This window comes from Lentzea pudingi, from assembly GCF_014646255.1.
Classification (GTDB): Bacteria; Actinomycetota; Actinomycetes; order Mycobacteriales; family Pseudonocardiaceae; genus Lentzea; species Lentzea pudingi.
This window is the reverse complement of the sequence record NZ_BMNC01000008.1, coordinates 16,633-33,493: the sequence shown is the minus strand read 5'-3', so window position 1 is coordinate 33,493 and position 16,861 is coordinate 16,633. Positions and strand designations below refer to the sequence as shown.

14 protein-coding genes are annotated in these 16,861 nt (G+C 70.0%); 4 read left to right on the top strand and 10 right to left on the bottom strand.

Annotation, left to right across the window (positions count from 1 at the left end; all coding sequences use genetic code 11):
• Position 1 precedes the first annotated feature (1 nt).
• The 5 genes from IEY88_RS26710 to IEY88_RS26690 form a co-directional block, all read right to left on the bottom strand.
• Positions 2-817: a carbohydrate ABC transporter permease gene (locus tag IEY88_RS26710; RefSeq protein ID WP_189157603.1), complete on the bottom strand. Its 816-nt coding sequence runs from the start codon at positions 815-817 to the stop codon at positions 2-4.
• A complete protein-coding gene (locus IEY88_RS26705; protein ID WP_189157810.1) occupies positions 814-1,698 on the bottom strand; it encodes a carbohydrate ABC transporter permease in 885 nt (294 codons plus the stop codon). Before IEY88_RS26705 ends, IEY88_RS26710 begins: the two co-directional genes overlap by 4 nt.
• Positions 1,699-1,772: 74 nt before the next feature.
• Positions 1,773-3,053 (bottom strand): ABC transporter substrate-binding protein, encoded by a 1,281-nt coding sequence (locus IEY88_RS26700; protein ID WP_189157602.1) that lies wholly within the window; start codon positions 3,051-3,053, stop codon positions 1,773-1,775.
• A 504-nt stretch (positions 3,054-3,557) separates the two neighbouring features.
• Positions 3,558-4,580: a LacI family DNA-binding transcriptional regulator gene (locus IEY88_RS26695; protein ID WP_229693791.1), complete on the bottom strand. Its 1,023-nt coding sequence runs from the start codon at positions 4,578-4,580 to the stop codon at positions 3,558-3,560.
• A gap of 137 nt (positions 4,581-4,717) precedes the next feature.
• Positions 4,718-7,369, bottom strand: coding sequence for a glycoside hydrolase family 9 protein (locus tag IEY88_RS26690; protein WP_229693790.1), 2,652 nt, complete (start codon positions 7,367-7,369; stop codon positions 4,718-4,720).
• Positions 7,370-7,561: 192 nt separating this feature from the next.
• On the opposite strand from IEY88_RS26690, the gene IEY88_RS26685 reads away from it, so the two are divergent.
• Positions 7,562-9,613: a cellulase family glycosylhydrolase gene (locus IEY88_RS26685; protein ID WP_189157600.1), complete on the top strand. Its 2,052-nt coding sequence runs from the start codon at positions 7,562-7,564 to the stop codon at positions 9,611-9,613.
• On the opposite strand, the gene IEY88_RS26680 is transcribed toward IEY88_RS26685, so the two are convergent.
• Positions 9,597-10,559 (bottom strand): alpha/beta hydrolase, encoded by a 963-nt coding sequence (locus tag IEY88_RS26680; protein ID WP_189157599.1) that lies wholly within the window; start codon positions 10,557-10,559, stop codon positions 9,597-9,599. The genes IEY88_RS26685 and IEY88_RS26680 overlap by 17 nt on opposite strands.
• Positions 10,560-10,657: 98 nt before the next feature.
• On the opposite strand from IEY88_RS26680, the gene IEY88_RS26675 reads away from it, so the two are divergent.
• Positions 10,658-11,644 (top strand): helix-turn-helix domain-containing protein, encoded by a 987-nt coding sequence (locus IEY88_RS26675; RefSeq protein ID WP_189157598.1) that lies wholly within the window; start codon positions 10,658-10,660, stop codon positions 11,642-11,644.
• Positions 11,641-12,426 carry a GNAT family N-acetyltransferase gene (locus tag IEY88_RS26670; protein WP_189157597.1) on the top strand — a complete coding sequence of 262 codons (786 nt, stop codon included), beginning with the start codon at positions 11,641-11,643 and terminating at the stop codon, positions 12,424-12,426. Before IEY88_RS26675 ends, IEY88_RS26670 begins: the two co-directional genes overlap by 4 nt.
• Here IEY88_RS26670 and IEY88_RS26665 read toward each other — a convergent pair.
• Complete coding sequence (locus IEY88_RS26665) at positions 12,416-13,087, bottom strand: TetR/AcrR family transcriptional regulator (RefSeq protein WP_229693789.1); 672 nt, start codon at positions 13,085-13,087, stop codon at positions 12,416-12,418. The two genes, IEY88_RS26670 and IEY88_RS26665, sit on opposite strands and share 11 nt — an antisense overlap.
• A gap of 118 nt (positions 13,088-13,205) precedes the next feature.
• Here IEY88_RS26665 and IEY88_RS26660 point away from each other — a divergent pair, with 118 nt between their 5' ends.
• Positions 13,206-14,516 (top strand): MFS transporter, encoded by a 1,311-nt coding sequence (locus IEY88_RS26660; protein ID WP_189157807.1) that lies wholly within the window; start codon positions 13,206-13,208, stop codon positions 14,514-14,516.
• Here the strand turns inward: IEY88_RS26660 and IEY88_RS26655 are convergent.
• The 3 genes from IEY88_RS26655 to IEY88_RS26645 all read right to left on the bottom strand — a co-directional run bounded on the left by IEY88_RS26655 (position 14,509) and on the right by IEY88_RS26645 (position 16,847).
• A complete protein-coding gene (locus tag IEY88_RS26655) occupies positions 14,509-15,456 on the bottom strand; it encodes an alpha/beta fold hydrolase (RefSeq protein ID WP_189157596.1) in 948 nt (315 codons plus the stop codon). The two genes, IEY88_RS26660 and IEY88_RS26655, sit on opposite strands and share 8 nt — an antisense overlap.
• 69 nt (positions 15,457-15,525) lie before the next feature.
• Positions 15,526-15,999: a GNAT family N-acetyltransferase gene (locus IEY88_RS26650; protein WP_189157595.1), complete on the bottom strand. Its 474-nt coding sequence runs from the start codon at positions 15,997-15,999 to the stop codon at positions 15,526-15,528.
• Positions 15,996-16,847 (bottom strand): NAD(+)/NADH kinase, encoded by an 852-nt coding sequence (locus IEY88_RS26645; RefSeq protein ID WP_189157594.1) that lies wholly within the window; start codon positions 16,845-16,847, stop codon positions 15,996-15,998. The genes IEY88_RS26650 and IEY88_RS26645 overlap by 4 nt, the downstream gene beginning before the upstream one ends.
• Positions 16,848-16,861: the final 14 nt, after the last annotated feature.

Genomic DNA, 16,861 nt, shown 5'->3' with positions numbered 1-16,861 from the left:
TTCACCCCTTGACGGCGCCCTGCATCACACCGGCGACGATCTGCCGCCCGAGCACGAGGAAGACGATGAGCACCGGAACCGTCGCGAGCGTGGTCCCGGCGAGTACGAGCGAGTAGTCGACGTAATAACCGCTCTGCAGCTTCTCGAGCGCGACCTGCAGCGTCGGGTTGTCCGCGTTCAGGACCACCAACGGCCACAGGAAGTCGTTCCAGGACTGCATGAACGTGAACACACCCAGCATGGCGGCGGCCGGCCGGGCGGCGGGGAGGGCGACGTGCCAGAACGCGCGCCACAGGCTGCAGCCGTCCATCCGCGCCGCCTCGACGAGTTCGTCGGGGATGGCGTCGAGGAGGTACTGCCGCATCCAGAACACGCCGAACGCGGTGACGAGGTTCGGCACGATCACGGCTTCGAGCTCACCGGCCCAGCCGAACTCGGCCATCGCCATGTACAGCGGGATGATGCCGAGCTGGGTCGGTACCGCGAGCGTCGCCACGACGAACAGGAACAGCACGCCCCGGCCGCGGAACTTCAGCTTGGCGAACGCGAAACCGGCCAGTGTGGACAGCAGCACGACCGAGAACGTCACGGTGCCGGACACGAGGAAGCTGTTGCCCAGGGCCTTCCAGAACGGGACCGTGTCGAACACGCGCACGGCGTTGGTCCAAAAGTTGCCGCCGGGGATCAGCGTGAAGTCCCCGGTCAGCACCGAGTTGTCGCGGCTCGCCACGAGAAACGACCAGTAGAACGGGAAGGCGGAGCCGAGCACGAACGCGCCGAGGATCCCGTAGATCGCGAAGGACGGTCGTTTCATCATTTGACGGCCCTCCTGGTGAGGAAGAAGTTGAGGCCGGCGACGGCGATGACGACCATGAACAGCACCCAGGCGATCGCGGAGGCGTACCCGAGGTCGAAGCCCTGGAACGCGGATTGGTACAGGTAGAGCACGACGGTCTGGTACTGGTGCTCCGCGCCGCCGCCGCTGCCACCGGAAGGCTCGAACAGCTTCGGCTCGGTGAAGATCTGCAGACCACCGATGGTCGAGGTGACGACCACGAAGATCAGCGTCGGCTTCAGCAACGGGAGCGTGATGCTGAAGAACCGCCGCAGCGCGCTCGCGCCGTCCACCAGCGCGGCCTCGTAGACGTCCTTCGGGATCGCCTGCATCGCGGCGAGGATGATCAGCGCGTTGTAGCCCGTCCACCGCCAGTTGACCATCGACGCGATGGCGACGTGGCTGCCGAACGTGCTTGCCTGCCAGTCGATCGGGCTTATGCCGATCAGCCCGAGCACGTCGTTCACGAGGCCGTACTGCGGGCCGAAGAGGTTGCCGAAGATGATCGTCAACGCCACGAGGCTCGCCACGTAGGGGAGCAGCACGCCCATCCGCCACCCGGTGCGGGCCCGCAGGTTCGCGTTCAGCAGTGCCGCGATCACGATCGCGACGACGATCTGCGGGGCGCTCGACAGCAGGAAGATGCTGAAGGTGTTGAACAGCGCGTTCCAGAACTGGTCGTCCTGGAAAAGCGTGCTGTAGTTCTCGAAGCCGATGAACAGCGGGTCGTCGTCGCCGATCTCCCAGTCGAACAGGGAGACGTAGGCCGTGTAGAGCAGCGGGAACAGCCCGATGGCGATGAAGAGCACGAAGAAGGGTGCGACGAACAGGTACGGCGACACCTTGGCGTCCAGATTGGACATCCGGTACCGCCGCGGAGGCCGCGGGAGAGAGGCCTGCTCTCGCCCGCGGTCCACCTTGGAGAGAGTGGCGGTCACTACTTGGCCGCCTTCTGAGCGCCTTCGACGGCGGTCTTCCAGGCCTCGTCGGCGTTCTTGCCCTGCTCGACCGACTGCAGCGCCGGGCTGAAGACCGTCTCCTGGATCTGACCGTCGGCCGGGCCCTTGTACTGCGCGGCCTTGATCTTCTTGGCCTGCGTGGCGAACAGCGCGCCGGCCTTGACGTCACCGAAGTAGGCGTTGGTCTGCTCCAGGAGCTCCGGAGCGTCGAGCGCCTTCGTCTGGCTCGGGAACGTGCCCTTGGCCTTGAACGCCTTGACCTGCTGCTCCGGCGCGGTCAGCCAGGCGGCGAGCTCGGCGGCCTTCTGGGCGTTCTTGCTCTGCTTCGGCACGGTCAGGTATGAGCCGCCCCAGTTGCCGCCACCGTTCGGGAACGCGTCGGTGACCGCCCACAGGCCCTTGTTCTCGGGGCCCGCCTGGGACTCCACCACGCCGAGCATCCACGACGGGCAGGTCTTGGTGGCGAACTTGCCGAGCTTGAAGCCGGTGTTCCACTCGTTGCTGAACGCGCCGAGCCGGGCCGACTGTCCCTTCGCGACAGCCGCGGTCACCGTGGTCCAGTTCGCCTTGATGGCGGCGTTGGTGTCGACGACCAGCTTGTCGGACTTGTCGTAGTAGCCGGTCTCCAGCTGGTTGTGCATCGCGTTGTAGACCTGTGCGGCGCTGTCGAACCAGGCGACGCCCGGGGCCTTGGCGATGAACTGGTCACCGGCGGCGAAGTAGCTGTCCCACGTGGCGAAGAGCGCCTTGACGCCCTCGGGGTCGGACGGCAGACCGGCCTTCTCGAACAGGTCCTTGCGGTAGCACATGGCGAGCGGGCCGATGTCCGTGCCGTAGCCCATGACCTTGCCGTCCTTGGTGGTGACCGCCTCGGTCTTCCACTTCAGCCAGCGGTCGTCCTCGACCTTCGGGCCGATCTCCTTGAGATCGTTGAACTGCCCGGCCTTCGACATGAACTGGCTCAGGTAGCCCTCTTCGACGCCCTCGATGTCCGCGAGGCCCGATCCCGCGCCGAGCTTCGTGAACAGGTTCTGGTGGTGGGGCTGGCCCTGACCGGTCTTGCGCTGCGTGATCTTGACGTCCGGGTGAGCCGCCTCGTACTCCTTGAACAGCTCCTCGTAGCCGAACTCGTTGAACGTGGCGATGGTCAGCTCGGTCTTTCCGTCTGCGGTCTGACTGGCCCCGCCTGTCCCGCACGCTGTGGTGGCGGCGGCGGACACGGCGGCACAGATCAGCACGCTGATCCAACGGTGTCGCACGGGAGAACTCCTCTGGTCTCGGCGGCGGGTTCTGGGAGCGCTCCCAGACGGGGCAGAGTGTCGTCCCGGCTTCGAACGTGTGTCAAGACACACTTCGGGCCGCACCAGGCGTTTCCGGCCCCGGCCGACGGGATGACCTCGTGGTTCATGGCTCAGGTCACAGTTGGGAAACCTGGGAGCGTTCCCGGAAAAGTGGCCGATGGGTTAACACTGCGTGCCGTTTCCGGCACGCACCGCGTTCCGCAGCTGGTGGCGACGGGTGCGGGCTCGCGGGGCGGAAAGGTTTTGCTGGCAATGGACCGGCTGCGCGGAACGGGTGAGCCGGGCGTGCGGCGTTCGGTCGCAGCGTCGAGGGAGGAACGTGGGGCGGCGGCAGCGCGCGCGGACGGCGTCAGGGGGTGCGGCGACGAGTGCGGGCGGCGTCAGCGGAGTGCCGTGCGGACCGGTTCGAGCGTCCGCTGCCGGACCACAGCGCGTGGCACCCGCGCGTCAGGCCGCCGCGCGTCAGGCGCTCGCGCGGCGCACCAGCGAGGTCGGCAGCAGCAGTGACGGCGGCAGACCGCTGTCGCCCGCCAGCTCGCCCAGCAGCCGCCACGTCATCGTGCGGCCGAGCTGCTCGACGTCCTGCCGGACGGTGGTGAGCGGGGGAGTCGCGGTCGAGGCGAGCAGCGAGTCGTCGAACCCGACCACCGCGACGTCCTCGGGGATGCGCCTGCCGCGGGCGTGCAGCACCTGCAGCACGCCCAGCGCGATGATGTCGGCGGCGACGAACACGGCGTCGATGTCGGGAGCGCGGTCGAGCAGTTCGGTCATGGCCTGGGCGCCGCTCTCCGGGGTGAAGTCGGCCTCCACGACGAGGTCCGCGGGCAACCGGGCCTCGCCCAGGCCCCGGCGCCAGCCGCTGAGCCGGTCGAGGCCCGCCGCCATGTCGCGCGGGCCCGCCACGGTCGCGATCCGGGTGCGTCCGAGTGAGACCAGGTGCCGGACCGCGTCGAGGCCGCCGGTGAAGTTGTCCGAGTCCACGAACGGGACGGAACCCGCGGCCAGCGGGCGGCCGCCCACGACGACCGGGAGGCCCATCTCCTGGAGCCGGTGCGGCAGCGGGTCGTCGCCGTGCAGGCTCACGAGGAGCGCGCCGTCGACGTGGCCGCCCGCCAGGTAGGCGAGGAGGTCGTCGTGGTCCTCCGGGCGGCTCATCATGAGCAGCAACTGGATGCGGCGGCCGGTCAGTTCGGCGTGCACGCCGCGCAGCACCCCGGCGAAGAACGGGTCGCCGAGGACCCGGCTGCCGTGTTCGGACACGATCAGCGCGAGGGCGTTCGCCTTGCTGCCCGCGAGGGAGCGGGCCGCCTGGTTCGGGCTGTACTTCAGATGGGTGATCGCGGTGTGCACGGCGTCGCGGGCCTTGGCGCTCACGTACTGCTCACCGTTGATCACTCTGGAGACCGTCGACTTGGACACGCCGGCGACGCGCGCGACCTCTTCGATCCGCGGTCCGGGCCTGCGTGTCCGGTCGATCTCCGTCATGGAGCACATCGTAGGAGTCCGCGGGCATCATTTCGAACGTGACGAAACGCCCGCGTGTCCACTTCGTGAGAGCGCGACCTCGGATGGGAACGGGGCGGGACGCCTGTGCCGCGCAGAACGTCCCGCCCCGAGGCTCGTCAGGGCTCGGTGCCCCACGTGAGGGAACCGCCGGTGTGGGCGGTCACCCGGTCGAAATCGGTGAGCGAGCCGCTGGTCCGGTAGCTGTGGTCGTCGGCCTGGTTGAAGGAGGACCAATCGGACTTCGCCACGCGAACCTGGATCTCGCCGGTGCTCGCTCCCGCGGCGAGGCTGCCGGAGGCGAACGAGACCTCGGCGTACGCGTCGGCGCCCGTGCGCGCGGCCGGTAGCTTGACCACCCGCACCTGGACTCCCGCGCACCCGATCTGCGCCCAGTCGCACCACACCTGGTACGTCGCCGACGGCGCGTCACCGGTGAACCAGTACCTGATCGTGGTAGTGGTGAGGCTGACCGGCGTGGTGCCGCGGTTCGTCAGCTGGAGCGTGGCGCCGATCTGGTTCGACGTGGCCGCGCCGGATCCCCTGTGCTGCACCGCCAGTGTGCTCGCGACGCCGGGCAGTGTGCGCGTGGTGACCGGGGAACTGGCGGCGGACACGTTGCCCGCCACGTCCCTCGCACGCACCGAGAACGAGTACGGCGTGTCCGGCGTGAGGCCGGTGACCAGCAGGCTGGTCGTGCCCGACGAGCCCGTGACGGTAGTGCCGTCGAGGACGTCGTACCCGGCGACCCCGACGTTGTCGGTCGAGGCCGTCCAGCTCAGCGTCACGCTGGTCGCGCCGGGAACGACGGTCAGTCCACTCGGGACAGACGGGGGAACGCTGTCGGAGACGCCGCCGCCAGGCTCGTTGCCCCACACCGTCCTGCCGTCCTGGCGCAGCACGATCCGGTCGGTCTGCGCGACGGTGTTGCCGCTGCCGAGGCCGGTGTGCGACCAGTCGTTGGCCGGGTCCCACGTGCCGGCGCTGGTGATGCGGAACTGGACCTCCTTGCGGTACGCGGACTGCCCGGCCGGAGCCACGCCGGGGCACGGGATCTCCACGTAGTACACCGAGCCGCTGTGCAGCGCCGGCGCACTCGGTGTGCCGCACTGGTTGTAGTTCGTGGTGACCGTGATCTGGTTCGGTGTGGTGGCGCCGTCGAGAGTGAAGTAGTAGCGCAGCGTGCCGTTGAACGTGCGCGCCGGCCACGCGCTCTTGTTGAGCACGAACGCCTTGATCTCGGTGAACTGGGCCGCGCTCTGGTTCACGGACGCCTGCACGGTCAGCTCGAGGCCGTCCGGGGTCTCGGCCACCGGGAACGACGCGAGCGGGGTGCCGCCGTACTCCCCGTACAGGCGGGCGAGCGCGCCGGTGAAGCCCGCGTTGTAGTCGAGCGCGACCTCGTTCATCACGTAGTCGCTGCGGCTGTCGGTGTAGGCGTCGTTGTTGGTGCTGGGGCCGCCGACCAACGCGCCGTACAGCACGTGACGGCTGGTGACGGGCTCCTGGATGCTGTCGGCCCACGAACCGTGCGCTCCCCGGTGGTGCGGGTTGCGCGGCGGGTTGGTGCCGAAGCCGACGACGTAACTCGCGCCGCGCGGGTTGTCGCCGAGGGCGTAGTTGATCTGTCGCACGCCGAAGTCGTGGTAGGTCCTGGCACGAGCACTGTCGCGAGTGGACAGCCAGTCGGAGTAGGTCAGGGCGGCGAACGCCGTGTTGGCGGCGTAGCGCAACGAACCCCAGCTGTCGAGCACGGCCTGGCCGCCGGGGGAGTAGCGCACGCGGTTGCCGTTGTACCCGGTGGTCCAGAAGTCCAGCCAGCGGTTGGCGTCGGTGATGTAGGCCTGCTCGCCGGTGAGCTTGGCCATCAGGACGTACGCGCCGTAGGACTTGTCGTCCCACGCGATGGTCCACTTGTAGGAGCGTTCGGAGCTCTGCTGCTCGGTGCCGAGCTTCAGGTACTCGGACTTCGCCTTCGTCAGGTAGCTCGCGTCACCGGTGGCGCGGTGCAGCCAGATCGCTCCCCACACGAGCTCGTCCTGGTAGCCGCTCCACGAGTTGTAGAAGCTCGCGGCGTCCGTGATGCACGAGCTGTACTTGCCGCGGTAGGTGTCCGCGAACGAGTAGAGCTGCTTGGCGTGCGTCACCAAGGTGGCCGCGTAGGCCGGATCGGTGTCCTTGAAGACCATCGAGGCCGACGCCATCGCCGCCGCGTACTCGCCCGCGAGGTCGGAGCCGGGGCACGAACTGTCCACTTTGTACGACGGCCGCGCCATCGGCATGACCTCGGCCGAGCCCCACCAGGCGTGGTCGGGGTTGCCCGCGCCGACCTGCCCGTAGACGACGTTGGGGGAGGGGTGCGCCTTGATGATCCAGTCGGTCCCGTGCCGCAGGTTCGCGAGGAGATGCGGCAACTGGCCGGAGCTCGTGTAGGCGGCCCGGTTCTCCACGGCGCCCCAGGCGAGCATCGACACGCTGAACGCGAAGGGCAGCCCGAACTTCACGTGGTCACCGGCGTCGTAGAAACCACCGGACAGGTCGAGCCCCACGTCGGAGCCGTCGCGCAACGCCGAGTCCGCCCGCCAGCTCACGCGGTTGCCCGCGGGCAGCGCGCCCGACCGCTGGGCGTCGTAGAACCAGACCGACTTCTGCAGCGCCTCCCCGTAGTTGAACGCCGGTGCGGCCACTGACGGCGACACCACCGGACCGGCCACCACCGCGAGCGCCGCGACGAGGACGGCTGCCGCGGCTCTGAACAGGCGACTGTGCACGTCAGCCTCCGATGACAGGGGACGAGACGGATCTGGGAGCGCTCCCAGGTCCGGGACTGTAACGGTCACGAAAGCGGTGCGACAGAGGCGTTTCCGCGTTCGACGTCGATTCGACGGGTCTCCTGTCCGCGTTCCACCCGGATGATTACAGTGCGGCCTTCTGGGAACGCTCCCAGATTCGGGAGGTGTGTCATGACCGGAAGGCGCGGTTTCGCGCTCACGGCGGCGTTCGTCTCGGTGGCCGCGAGCATCGGCCTGGCGGTCGTGGCCCCGGCCGCGGCGGCACCGGGGTGCAAGGTGGACTACACGGTGCCGAGCCAGTGGCAGGGCGGGTTCACCGCGAACGTGGCGGTGACCAACGTCGGTGACCGCGTCAACGGCTGGCGGCTGACCTGGACCTGGCCCTCGGGCCAGCAGGTGACCCAGGCCTGGAACGCCACCGTCACGTCGTCCGGCGCCCAGGCCACTGCCGCGGACGTGGGCTACAACGCGGTGATCGAACCGAACGCCAAGGTCTCGTTCGGCTTCAACGGCAGCTGGTCCGGCGCGAACACCGCGCCCACGTCGTTCGCCCTCAACGGCGTCACCTGCACCGGGAGCCCTGGCACACCGACGACCACAACCACGACCACGACGACCACCACCGGGAATCCGGTGCCGGGTGACGCGATGGCGCAGGTGGCGGCGATGCAGCCGGGGTGGAACCTCGGCAACACGCTGGACGCGACCGGCAGCGACGAGACGTCCTGGGGCAACCCGCGCGTCACGGAGGCCCTGCTGGAGAACGTGAAGGCGCAGGGCTTCAAGAGCATCCGCATCCCCGTCACGTGGGGCCAGCACCAGGCGCCGGACCACACGATCGAGGCGGCCTACCTCAACCGCGTCAAGGAGGTCGTCGGCTGGGCGCTGGAGGACGGCTTCCAGGTGATGATCAACATCCACCACGACTCGTGGCAGTGGATCTCGGCCATGCCGTCGAACCGCACCGGCGTGCTCACCCGGTACAACGCGATCTGGACCCAGCTGGCCGCCGCCTTCAAGGACTCTCCTGGCAGGCTGGTGTTCGAGAGCGTCAACGAACCGCAGTTCACCGGTAGTTCCGGCGACGCCCAGAACGCCGAGTTGCTGCACGAGCTGAACGCGTCGTTCCGCACCATCGTGCGGGGTTCCGGTGGCAACAACTCGAGCCGGCTCCTCGTGCTGCCGACCCTGCACACGTCATCGGACCAGGCGCGGCTCGACGAGCTGGCCACGTCGATCCGCGGGTTCAACGACCCGAACCTGATCGCGACCGTGCACTACTACGGCTACTGGCCGTTCAGCGTGAACGTCGCCGGCGGCACCCGGTACGACGCGACCGCGCAGAAGGACCTGACCGACTCGTTCGACCGCGTGTACAACACCTTCGTCTCGCGCGGTGTCCCGGTGATCCTCGGCGAGTACGGGCTGCTCGGGTTCGACCGGCACACCGGCACGATCGAGCAGGGCGAGAAGCTCAAGTTCTTCGAGCACCTCGGCTACTACGCACGCACCAAGAAGATCACGACGATGCTGTGGGACAACGGCCAGCACCTCGGCCGCACGTCGTTCCAGTGGAGCGACCCCGAACTGATCGCGCAGATCAAGTCGAGCTGGGCGACCCGCTCCGGCACGGCGTCGACCGACCAGGTCTTCAGCGCCCGCTCCAGCGCCGTCACCGCGAAGACGATCACGTTGAACACCAACGGGACCACGTTCAGCGGTCTGCGCCAGGGCAGCACGGAACTGGTGCGCGGCACCGACTACACGGTCTCGGGTGACCAGCTCACCCTGACGCAGGCGGCAATGACGAGGTTGAGCGGTTCGCGCGCCTACGGCACGAACGCCGTTCTCACCGCCCACTTCTCGGCGGGTGTGCCGTGGCGGGTCAACCTGATCACGCACGACACACCGGTGCTGTCCGCCGCGACCGGCACGACGGCCTCGTTCTCGATCCCGACCACGTTCCGCGGCGACCTGCTCGCCACGATGGAGGCGAAGTACGCCGACGGGTCGAACGCGGGACCGCACAACTGGACGTCCTACAAGGAGTTCGACAAGGCGTTCGCGCCGAACTACACCACCGGCGCGACGACGCTGACCCCGGAGTTCTTCGCCGAGGTCAACGACAACGCGCGGGTGACGCTGACGTTCCACTACTGGAGCGGCGCCACCGTCACCTACCACGTCACCAGGTCCGGCAGCTCGGTCACGGGGAGTCTGTGACCTTGAGGCCGCGGCGCAGCGCCTCCACCTCGTCCGCGAACATCCGGCGGGAGATCTCGGCGCTCTCGATGAGCGACGAGCCGTGGAACGTGGCGGGGTAGAGGCGCAGCTCGGTCGGCACACCCGCGTGCGCGAGCCGGCGTGCGTACTCGACGCCCTCGTCGCGCAGCGGGTCGTACTGGCAGGTGGTGACGAACGCGGGCGGCAGGCCGGTGAGGTCTGTCGCCCTGGCGGGGGCGGCGTACGGCGAGACGTCGTCGCCGCCCGGTTCGGTGCCCAGGTAGGCGGTCCAGCTGTAGATCGCGTTGGGACGGTTCCACAGCGGGGTGTCGACGTAGTCCCGCATCGACTCTGTGTCGAGCCGGTCGTCCAGCTCGGGGATGCCGAGCAGCTGGAACGCCAGCTCGGGGCCACCGCGGTCGCGCGCCAGCAGCACCGTTCCGGCGGTGAGCCCGCCACCCGCGCTCTCGCCGCCGACGCCGAGCCGCGCCGGGTCGATGCCCAGCTCGACGGCCTTGGCCGCGGTCCACGTCAGTGCCGCGTAGCAGTCCTCGACCGGCGCCGGGAACGGGTGCTCGGGCGCCAACCGGTAGCCCACGGACACGACGACGATGTTCAGTTCGTCCACGAGCTTCAGCACGTGCGACTCGAACATCTCGACGCTGCCGATGATGAACCCGCCGCCGTGGATGTAGACGAGTCCGGGCACGGGGTTCTCGCGGCCCGCACGGCCGTAGACCCGCACCCGCACGTCCGGGGCGCCGGACGGGCCGGGCACCGTCTCGTCGCGGACGTCGATCGGGTTCGCCGGCTCGTACGCCGGTATGAGGCCCGCCAGCTCCGACTGCTGGCCGCGGGCGCCTTGGAGCGCCTCGTGGTCGGTCATGGTCAGCTGCGGCAGCATGTCGAGCCAGGGCAGCAGTTCCGGGTCGATGTCGTAGCTCATGGGACCAATCCTCGACTTGACGCGGTGGTGCGGGCAGCCGACACGTGGCGGGCGATTCGGCCACCCGGCCAGCCACCTGTCGGGGATATGGTGACGGGATGAAGGGCCTGCTGCTGAGGTTGTCCGGGCTGGACGCCGACGCCGAGAGCGCGGTGAGGGTGATCGGGTTCTTCGATCGCCTGATCACCGAGCGCGCGGGCCTGGACGCGTTGGTGCGCAGCACGTCCGAACTCGCCGGCTGCCCGGTCGGCCTGCACGCGCCCGGCCAGGGCCTCTCGCTGCGGGCCGAGGCCGGCGGCGCGGTCGCGGCGGCCCCGGTGCCCGCGAAGGCCTCGGTGCGCGCACTCGAGGGCGGCGTGCAGGTCTGGGTCGCGCGGCCGGGCACGCCCGCGCCGCTCGACGACATGCTGCTGGAACGGTTCGCGATCGCCGCCGCCGTGCTGCTCGAGCACTCCAGCGTGCCGCTGCCGGAACTCGGTGATCCCGCGCTGGTCGAGCTGGTCCTCTCCGAAAGTGTTGGCACCGCGGAACGTTCGCGCGCTTTGCACCTGCTGGGCATCGCGGCCACGGCGCCGTTGCGGGTGCTGGCGGCGACCGGTGAGGTGCCCGGCCGGTCGGCGCTGGTCGGTGACGTGCGAGCGGTGCTCAGCGCCGAGGTGCCGCAGACGGGCGGGCGGCTCGGCGTCGGACCGCTCCTGCCCGCGATCGAGGCGGCTCGGTCCTGGCACGCCGCGCGCACCGCGTTGAAGTACACATCGGACGGTGAACCGGTGGTGTGGTGGGAGAAGCTCGGCGGTCTCGCGCTGCTGGCCGAACAGCTCGACCCGGCCGACATCGCGGCGCTGCCGGACGTCCGTGCGCTCGGCGTGCTGGCCGCCGAACCCGGGATGATCACGATGCTCGACGCGCTGTGCACGACGGGTTCGGTTCGCAAGGCGGCAGGGGTGCTGCACCGCCACCACAGCACGATGACCGCGCGGCTGGCCCGTGCCGAGACGGCGCTCGGGTTCGAGCTCGACTCGGCGTCGGGGCGGTTCCGGCTCCACCTCGCGTTGATGCTGAGGCGGCTAATCTCAAGCGCATGATCGACTTGACGGAAGAGTCCGTGGAGCAGCTGGTCGTGGGCTGGCGTGCGATGGTGCTGGACCGGAACCCGGACGCCGACGTGCGCGACCTCCCCGGTATCGTGGTGCGGTGGGCGGACAGCCGCTTCCCGTTCTGGAACTGCGTGACCCTCACCGAGCCCGGCATCGGCGCCGACCTGCTCGCCCAGCGCTTCACCGAGGCCGCGGACGTCATGCGCGCCAAGGAGAACTTCGGTTTCCTGTGGGTGTTCGAGGGCTTGGCGGAAGGCGCCGACCTCGACGCGCTGGCCGGCCGGGCCGGGTTCGAGTACGCGTTTCCCGGCACCGGGATGGCGGGTGACCTGCTGCCGATCGAGGAGCCTTCCCACACCGAGCTGACGTTCGAGCGGGTGACCACCGACGAGCAGCTGCTGGCGTACGCGGACATCAACTCCCGTGCCTACGGGTTCGACCTGGAGGCCGGACGGGACGGCATCGCGGCCTCGGCGCTGTGGAAGAGCGGGGTGCACGCGTACCTGGGCCTGAAGGACGGCGTGCCGGTGACATGTGCGGGCGCGGTCGAGACGGCCGGGCGGTTGTTCGTGGTGCTGGTCGCGACCGATCCCGGGCACGAGCGCCGGGGTTACGGCGAGGCGGTGACGCGCAAGGCGTTGCACGAGGCGTGGCGGGCGACCGGGATCACCCGCGCCACGCTGCACGCCACGGCGGCCGGAGCGCCGGTCTACCCGCGGATCGGGTTCGAGCCGGCGGCGCCGATGCGGTTCTACGCGCTCAAGGGCTGACGGGCGCGGCCCACAGGCCGACGAGCGCGTCCACCAGGCCCGTCGCGGCGTCCGGCCAGCTCGCGCGCGGCGTCGGGGTGCCGTCGGAGAGGGCGCGCTCGCGTTCGGCGATCATGTGCACGAGCAGCTGGCGGGCCATGTCGTGGCGTTCGGCCCGGACGTCGGGCGGCAGGTCGGCGAGGCAGGCGTTCAGGCCCGCCAGGATGCGCATCTGCGACGGCGACGAGCGCGTCTCCTCGACGAGGATCGGCCGCAGCGTCGGGTCGGTCATCACCTGGGCGCCGAACCGCGCGAACCAGGTGGGGCTGCCGACCGCGTCCAGGTGTTCGGTGGCGGGGCGGACCAGGCAGTCGAGCCAGTCGCGCAGGCCGGGGGAGGGGCCGAGGCCCGCGACCATGCGCTGCCGGATCTCCTCGACGTGCGCCAGGTGCCTGCGCGCGATAGCCCGCACGAGGTCGGCCTTGGTGCCGAAGTGGTAGCCGACCGCGGTGTTGTTGCCCTGCCCGGCCGCCTCGCTGACCTGCCGGTTCGACACCGCCACCACGCCGTGCTCGGCGAACAGCCGCTCGGCCGCGGTCAGGATCAGCTCGCGGGTGGCGTGCGCGCGCTCCGCCCTGGACCGGGCGTCCACCTTGTTCATCGTCACTCCCGCTTCGGACATCCGCGACATCCTTGCACCGCTCGATCTTAAGTCAAGTGACTGACTTAGACTCGGTCGCGTGCTCCTCGAAGAAACGCGTCCGGTGGCGCGCCCGAACGTCGTCGTGGCCGTCCTCGCGATGGGCGGCATCGTCGTTTCGCTGATGCAGACCCTCGTCATCCCGCTCCTGCCGAGGTTTCCGCAGCTCCTGGGCTCGTCGCCGGGCGACACCACGTGGGTGATCACCTCCACGCTGCTCGCCGGCGCGGTCGCGACGCCCGTCATCGGCCGGCTCGGCGACATGTACGGCAAGCGCCGCATGCTCCTGATCAGCCTGGTCATGGTGGTCGTGGGCTCGGTGATCGCGGCGCTGAGCTACTCGCTGGTGCCGCTCGTCGTCGGCCGCGTGGTGCAGGGCATGGCGGTCGGCGTGATCCCGCTCGGCATCAGCATCATGCGCGACGAACTGCCACGCGAACGGCTGGCCGGGGCGACCGCGCTGATGAGCGCCTCGCTCGGCGTCGGCGGCGCGCTCGGCCTGCCCGCGGCGGCGATCCTGGTCGAGCAGAGCGACTGGCACATGCTGTTCTGGACGTCGGCGGGAGCGGGCGCCCTGGCCCTGGCGGCGGTGCTGGTCTGGGTGCCGGAGTCACCGGTCCGCAGCGGTGGCCGCTTCGACGTCCCCGGCGCGCTCGGGCTCTCGGTCGCGCTGATCTGCCTGCTGCTCGGCGTGTCCAAGGCGTCGGCGTGGAGCGGCGGCGCCGTCACGGGCCTGTTCGTCGTCTCCGCCGCCGTGCTGGGCCTGTGGGGCTGGTGGGAGCTGAGGTCGCCGCAGCCGCTGGTCGACCTGCGCACCACGGCCCGGCGCCAGGTGCTGCTGACCAACATCGCGTCGGTGTCGTTCGCGTTCGCCCTGTTCGCGCAGTCGCTGGTGCTGCCACAGGTCCTGCAGCTGCCGGTCGCCACCGGCCACGGCCTCGGGCAGTCGCTGCTCGTCACGGGCCTGGTGCTGGTGCCGTCCGGCCTGGTCATGATGGCGACGGCGCCGGTGTCCGCCCGCATCTCGAACGCGCGCGGCCCCCGCGTCACGCTGATCCTGGGCGCCCTGGTGGTCGCGTTCGGTTACGGCGCGGGCGTTTTCATGCTGACGGAGATCTGGCAGCTCGTCGTCGTCTCGGCGGTGATCGGCGCCGGCATCGGCCTGGGTTACGGCGCGATGCCCGCCCTGATCATGGGCGCCGTGCCGACATCGGAGACGGCCGCGGCCAACAGCCTCAACACCCTGATGCGCGCGATCGGCACGTCGGTGTCGAGCGCGGTGGCGGGCGTGGTGCTCACGCAGGTGGGTGCGCCGTTCAGCTTCCAGCTCATCATGGGCCTGGGCGCCGCGACCGCGCTGCTCGCAGTCGTGGTCGCGGCGTTCATCCCCCCGGCACGTCAGGTCAGCTGAAGAACCGCGTGATCTCCCCGGCCACGAACTCCGGCTGCTCCTCGGCGAGCCAGTGGCCGGACCCGTCGACCCGCACGACCTCGAACTGGTTCGCGACGTTCGGCAGCGCGCCCAGGAACTGGTCGTAGGACGAGATCGAGGCGAGGCCCAGCACCGGGGCCGCCAGCTTCGCGTACGTCTTGCCGTCCGCGATGTCCTGGTGGAACGCCTGGTACCAGCCGTTGCTCGCGCGGATGGCGTCCGGCGAGTTGTAGTTCTGGGCGTAGATCCGCCGTGACCGCTCGTCGATGGCGGACGGCGTGAACGCGGTGTTGGCGAACAGCCAGTCGATCAGGTAGCGGAACCGGCCGGCGAGCAGCTGCTCGGGCAGGCCCATGACCTGGTTGAACGCGAACCACCACACGCTGAAGCCGCCCGGCGGGGGCAGCAGCGGGATCTGGTAGAAGCTCTCGTCGGGGTGCAGCACGTCCATGAACGCGACCTTCTTCGTCGCGTCCGGGAAGTTGGCCGCGAAGGAGAACGCGACCATGCTGCCCAGGTCGTGCCCGACGACGTTGACCTTGCTGTACCCGAGCTTCTTCACGAGCTCGTGCAGGTCGGCCGCCATCGTCTTCTTGTCGTACCCGCCCGCGGGCTTGTCGGAGCTGCCCTGCCCGCGCATGTCGACCGCGATCACCCGGAACTTCGAGGCGAGTGCGGGCAGGATCTTGTTGTACAGCCACCAGGTCTGCGGCCACCCGGCCAGCAGGACCAGCGGCTCGCCCCGCCCGCCGGTGACGTAGTGCAGGCGCACCCCGTTGACCTGCGCGTAGTTGTGCTTGAAGCCGGGGAGGTTCGGCTCCGGTGCCGTCCTCTCCGCGTCGGCACCGGCGGTCCCCGTGCTCGCGGCGAGTGCGGCGCCCGCACCCAGCGCGAACATCTTGCGCCTGTTCAGTTCCATCGTCCCCTGCCCCCTCCGGTTTGCTCGGCGCGGACATCCGAACAAGCGCGGCTCGAGCCTGGGTGGAGATCAGGGAACGAGGTGGTAGGCGACCGTCGGCCAGACCTCGCCCTTGATCTCGCGGTCCTCGTCGCGGGCGGGATCGCGGACGAACCCGGCCCGTTCGGCGACCTTGCGCGAGCCGAGGTTGTCGCGGTGCGTCCACAGCCTCAGCTCGGTCACCGCGCGGTTCGTCAGGATCCACGCGACGAACTCGGTGAGCGCCTGGGACGCCAGCCCCCTGCCGCGCGCTTCGGGGGCCACGAGGTAGGACAGGTGGCCGATGCCGTCCGCGAGGTCGACGGCGACGTTGCCGCAGCGTTCACCCGCGTCCTCGATGCAGAACGAGGCGGTAGTCGGGTTGCCGGGCAGGGCCTCGATCGCGGCCGCGACCTGCTCGGCGGTGATCGTGGGCGGGTCGGTCGTGTAGCGCTGGACCTCCGGGTCCCTGGTGGTCTCCGCGTACCAGGCCGCGTCCTCGACGGTCCACTCGCGCAGCCTCATCCCAGTTCCGCCGAGTCCGTGAGCCGCAGCTTGCGCCGCGCCCGCTGGTAGAACGTCGTCATCCCGAGCCGCACCACCCGCGCGGCACCGGCCCGTCCGCGCAACGACACCCGCTGACCGGGTTCGACGTAGCCCGCGACGATGCCGTCCACCTCGACGGCGAGGCGGCCGCTCGACGGCAGCAGGTCGAGGTCGACCTCGTCGTTCACCGAGAGCACGACGCCGCGGCTGTACGCGGAGTGCGGGGCGGCCGGGGTGACGAGCAGAGCTTCGACGGACGGGCTGGTGATCGGGCCGCCCGCCGAGAAGCTGTAGGCGGTGGAACCGGTCGGGGTCGCGACGATGACGGCGTCGGCGGAGTAGCTGACGAACGGCTGGCCGGCCACGTGGACGGCGACGCGGGCGTTGCCCTCGCCGGGGATGCGGACGACGGCGACGTCGTTGAACGCGGTGACCTTCTGGCCGTTGAACACCGCGTCGACGGCCAGGCGGGGTTCGACGGTGAAGTCGTGGGCGTCGATGGCGGACAGGGCCGCGGGCAGGTCCGGGACGTCGACCTCGGCCAGGAAGCCGAGTTTGCCCAGGTTGACGCCCAGGACCGGGGCCTTCTCGCCGTCGGCCAGGCGCATGGCGCGCAGCATCGTGCCGTCGCCGCCGAGGCTCACGACCAGGTCGGCGCGGCGGCCCAGCTCCTCCGCGGTGACCGGGGTGGCCTCGCAGCGCAGGCGCTGGATCTCGTCGGAGATGCCGAGGATCTCGACACCGCGGTGGGTCGCCCAGCCGAGGACGGCCTCGACGGCGGCGGCGGAGTCTCGTCGCGGGTGCAGCACCAGGCCGGCGGCGTGCACGTCAGGTCGTCCTC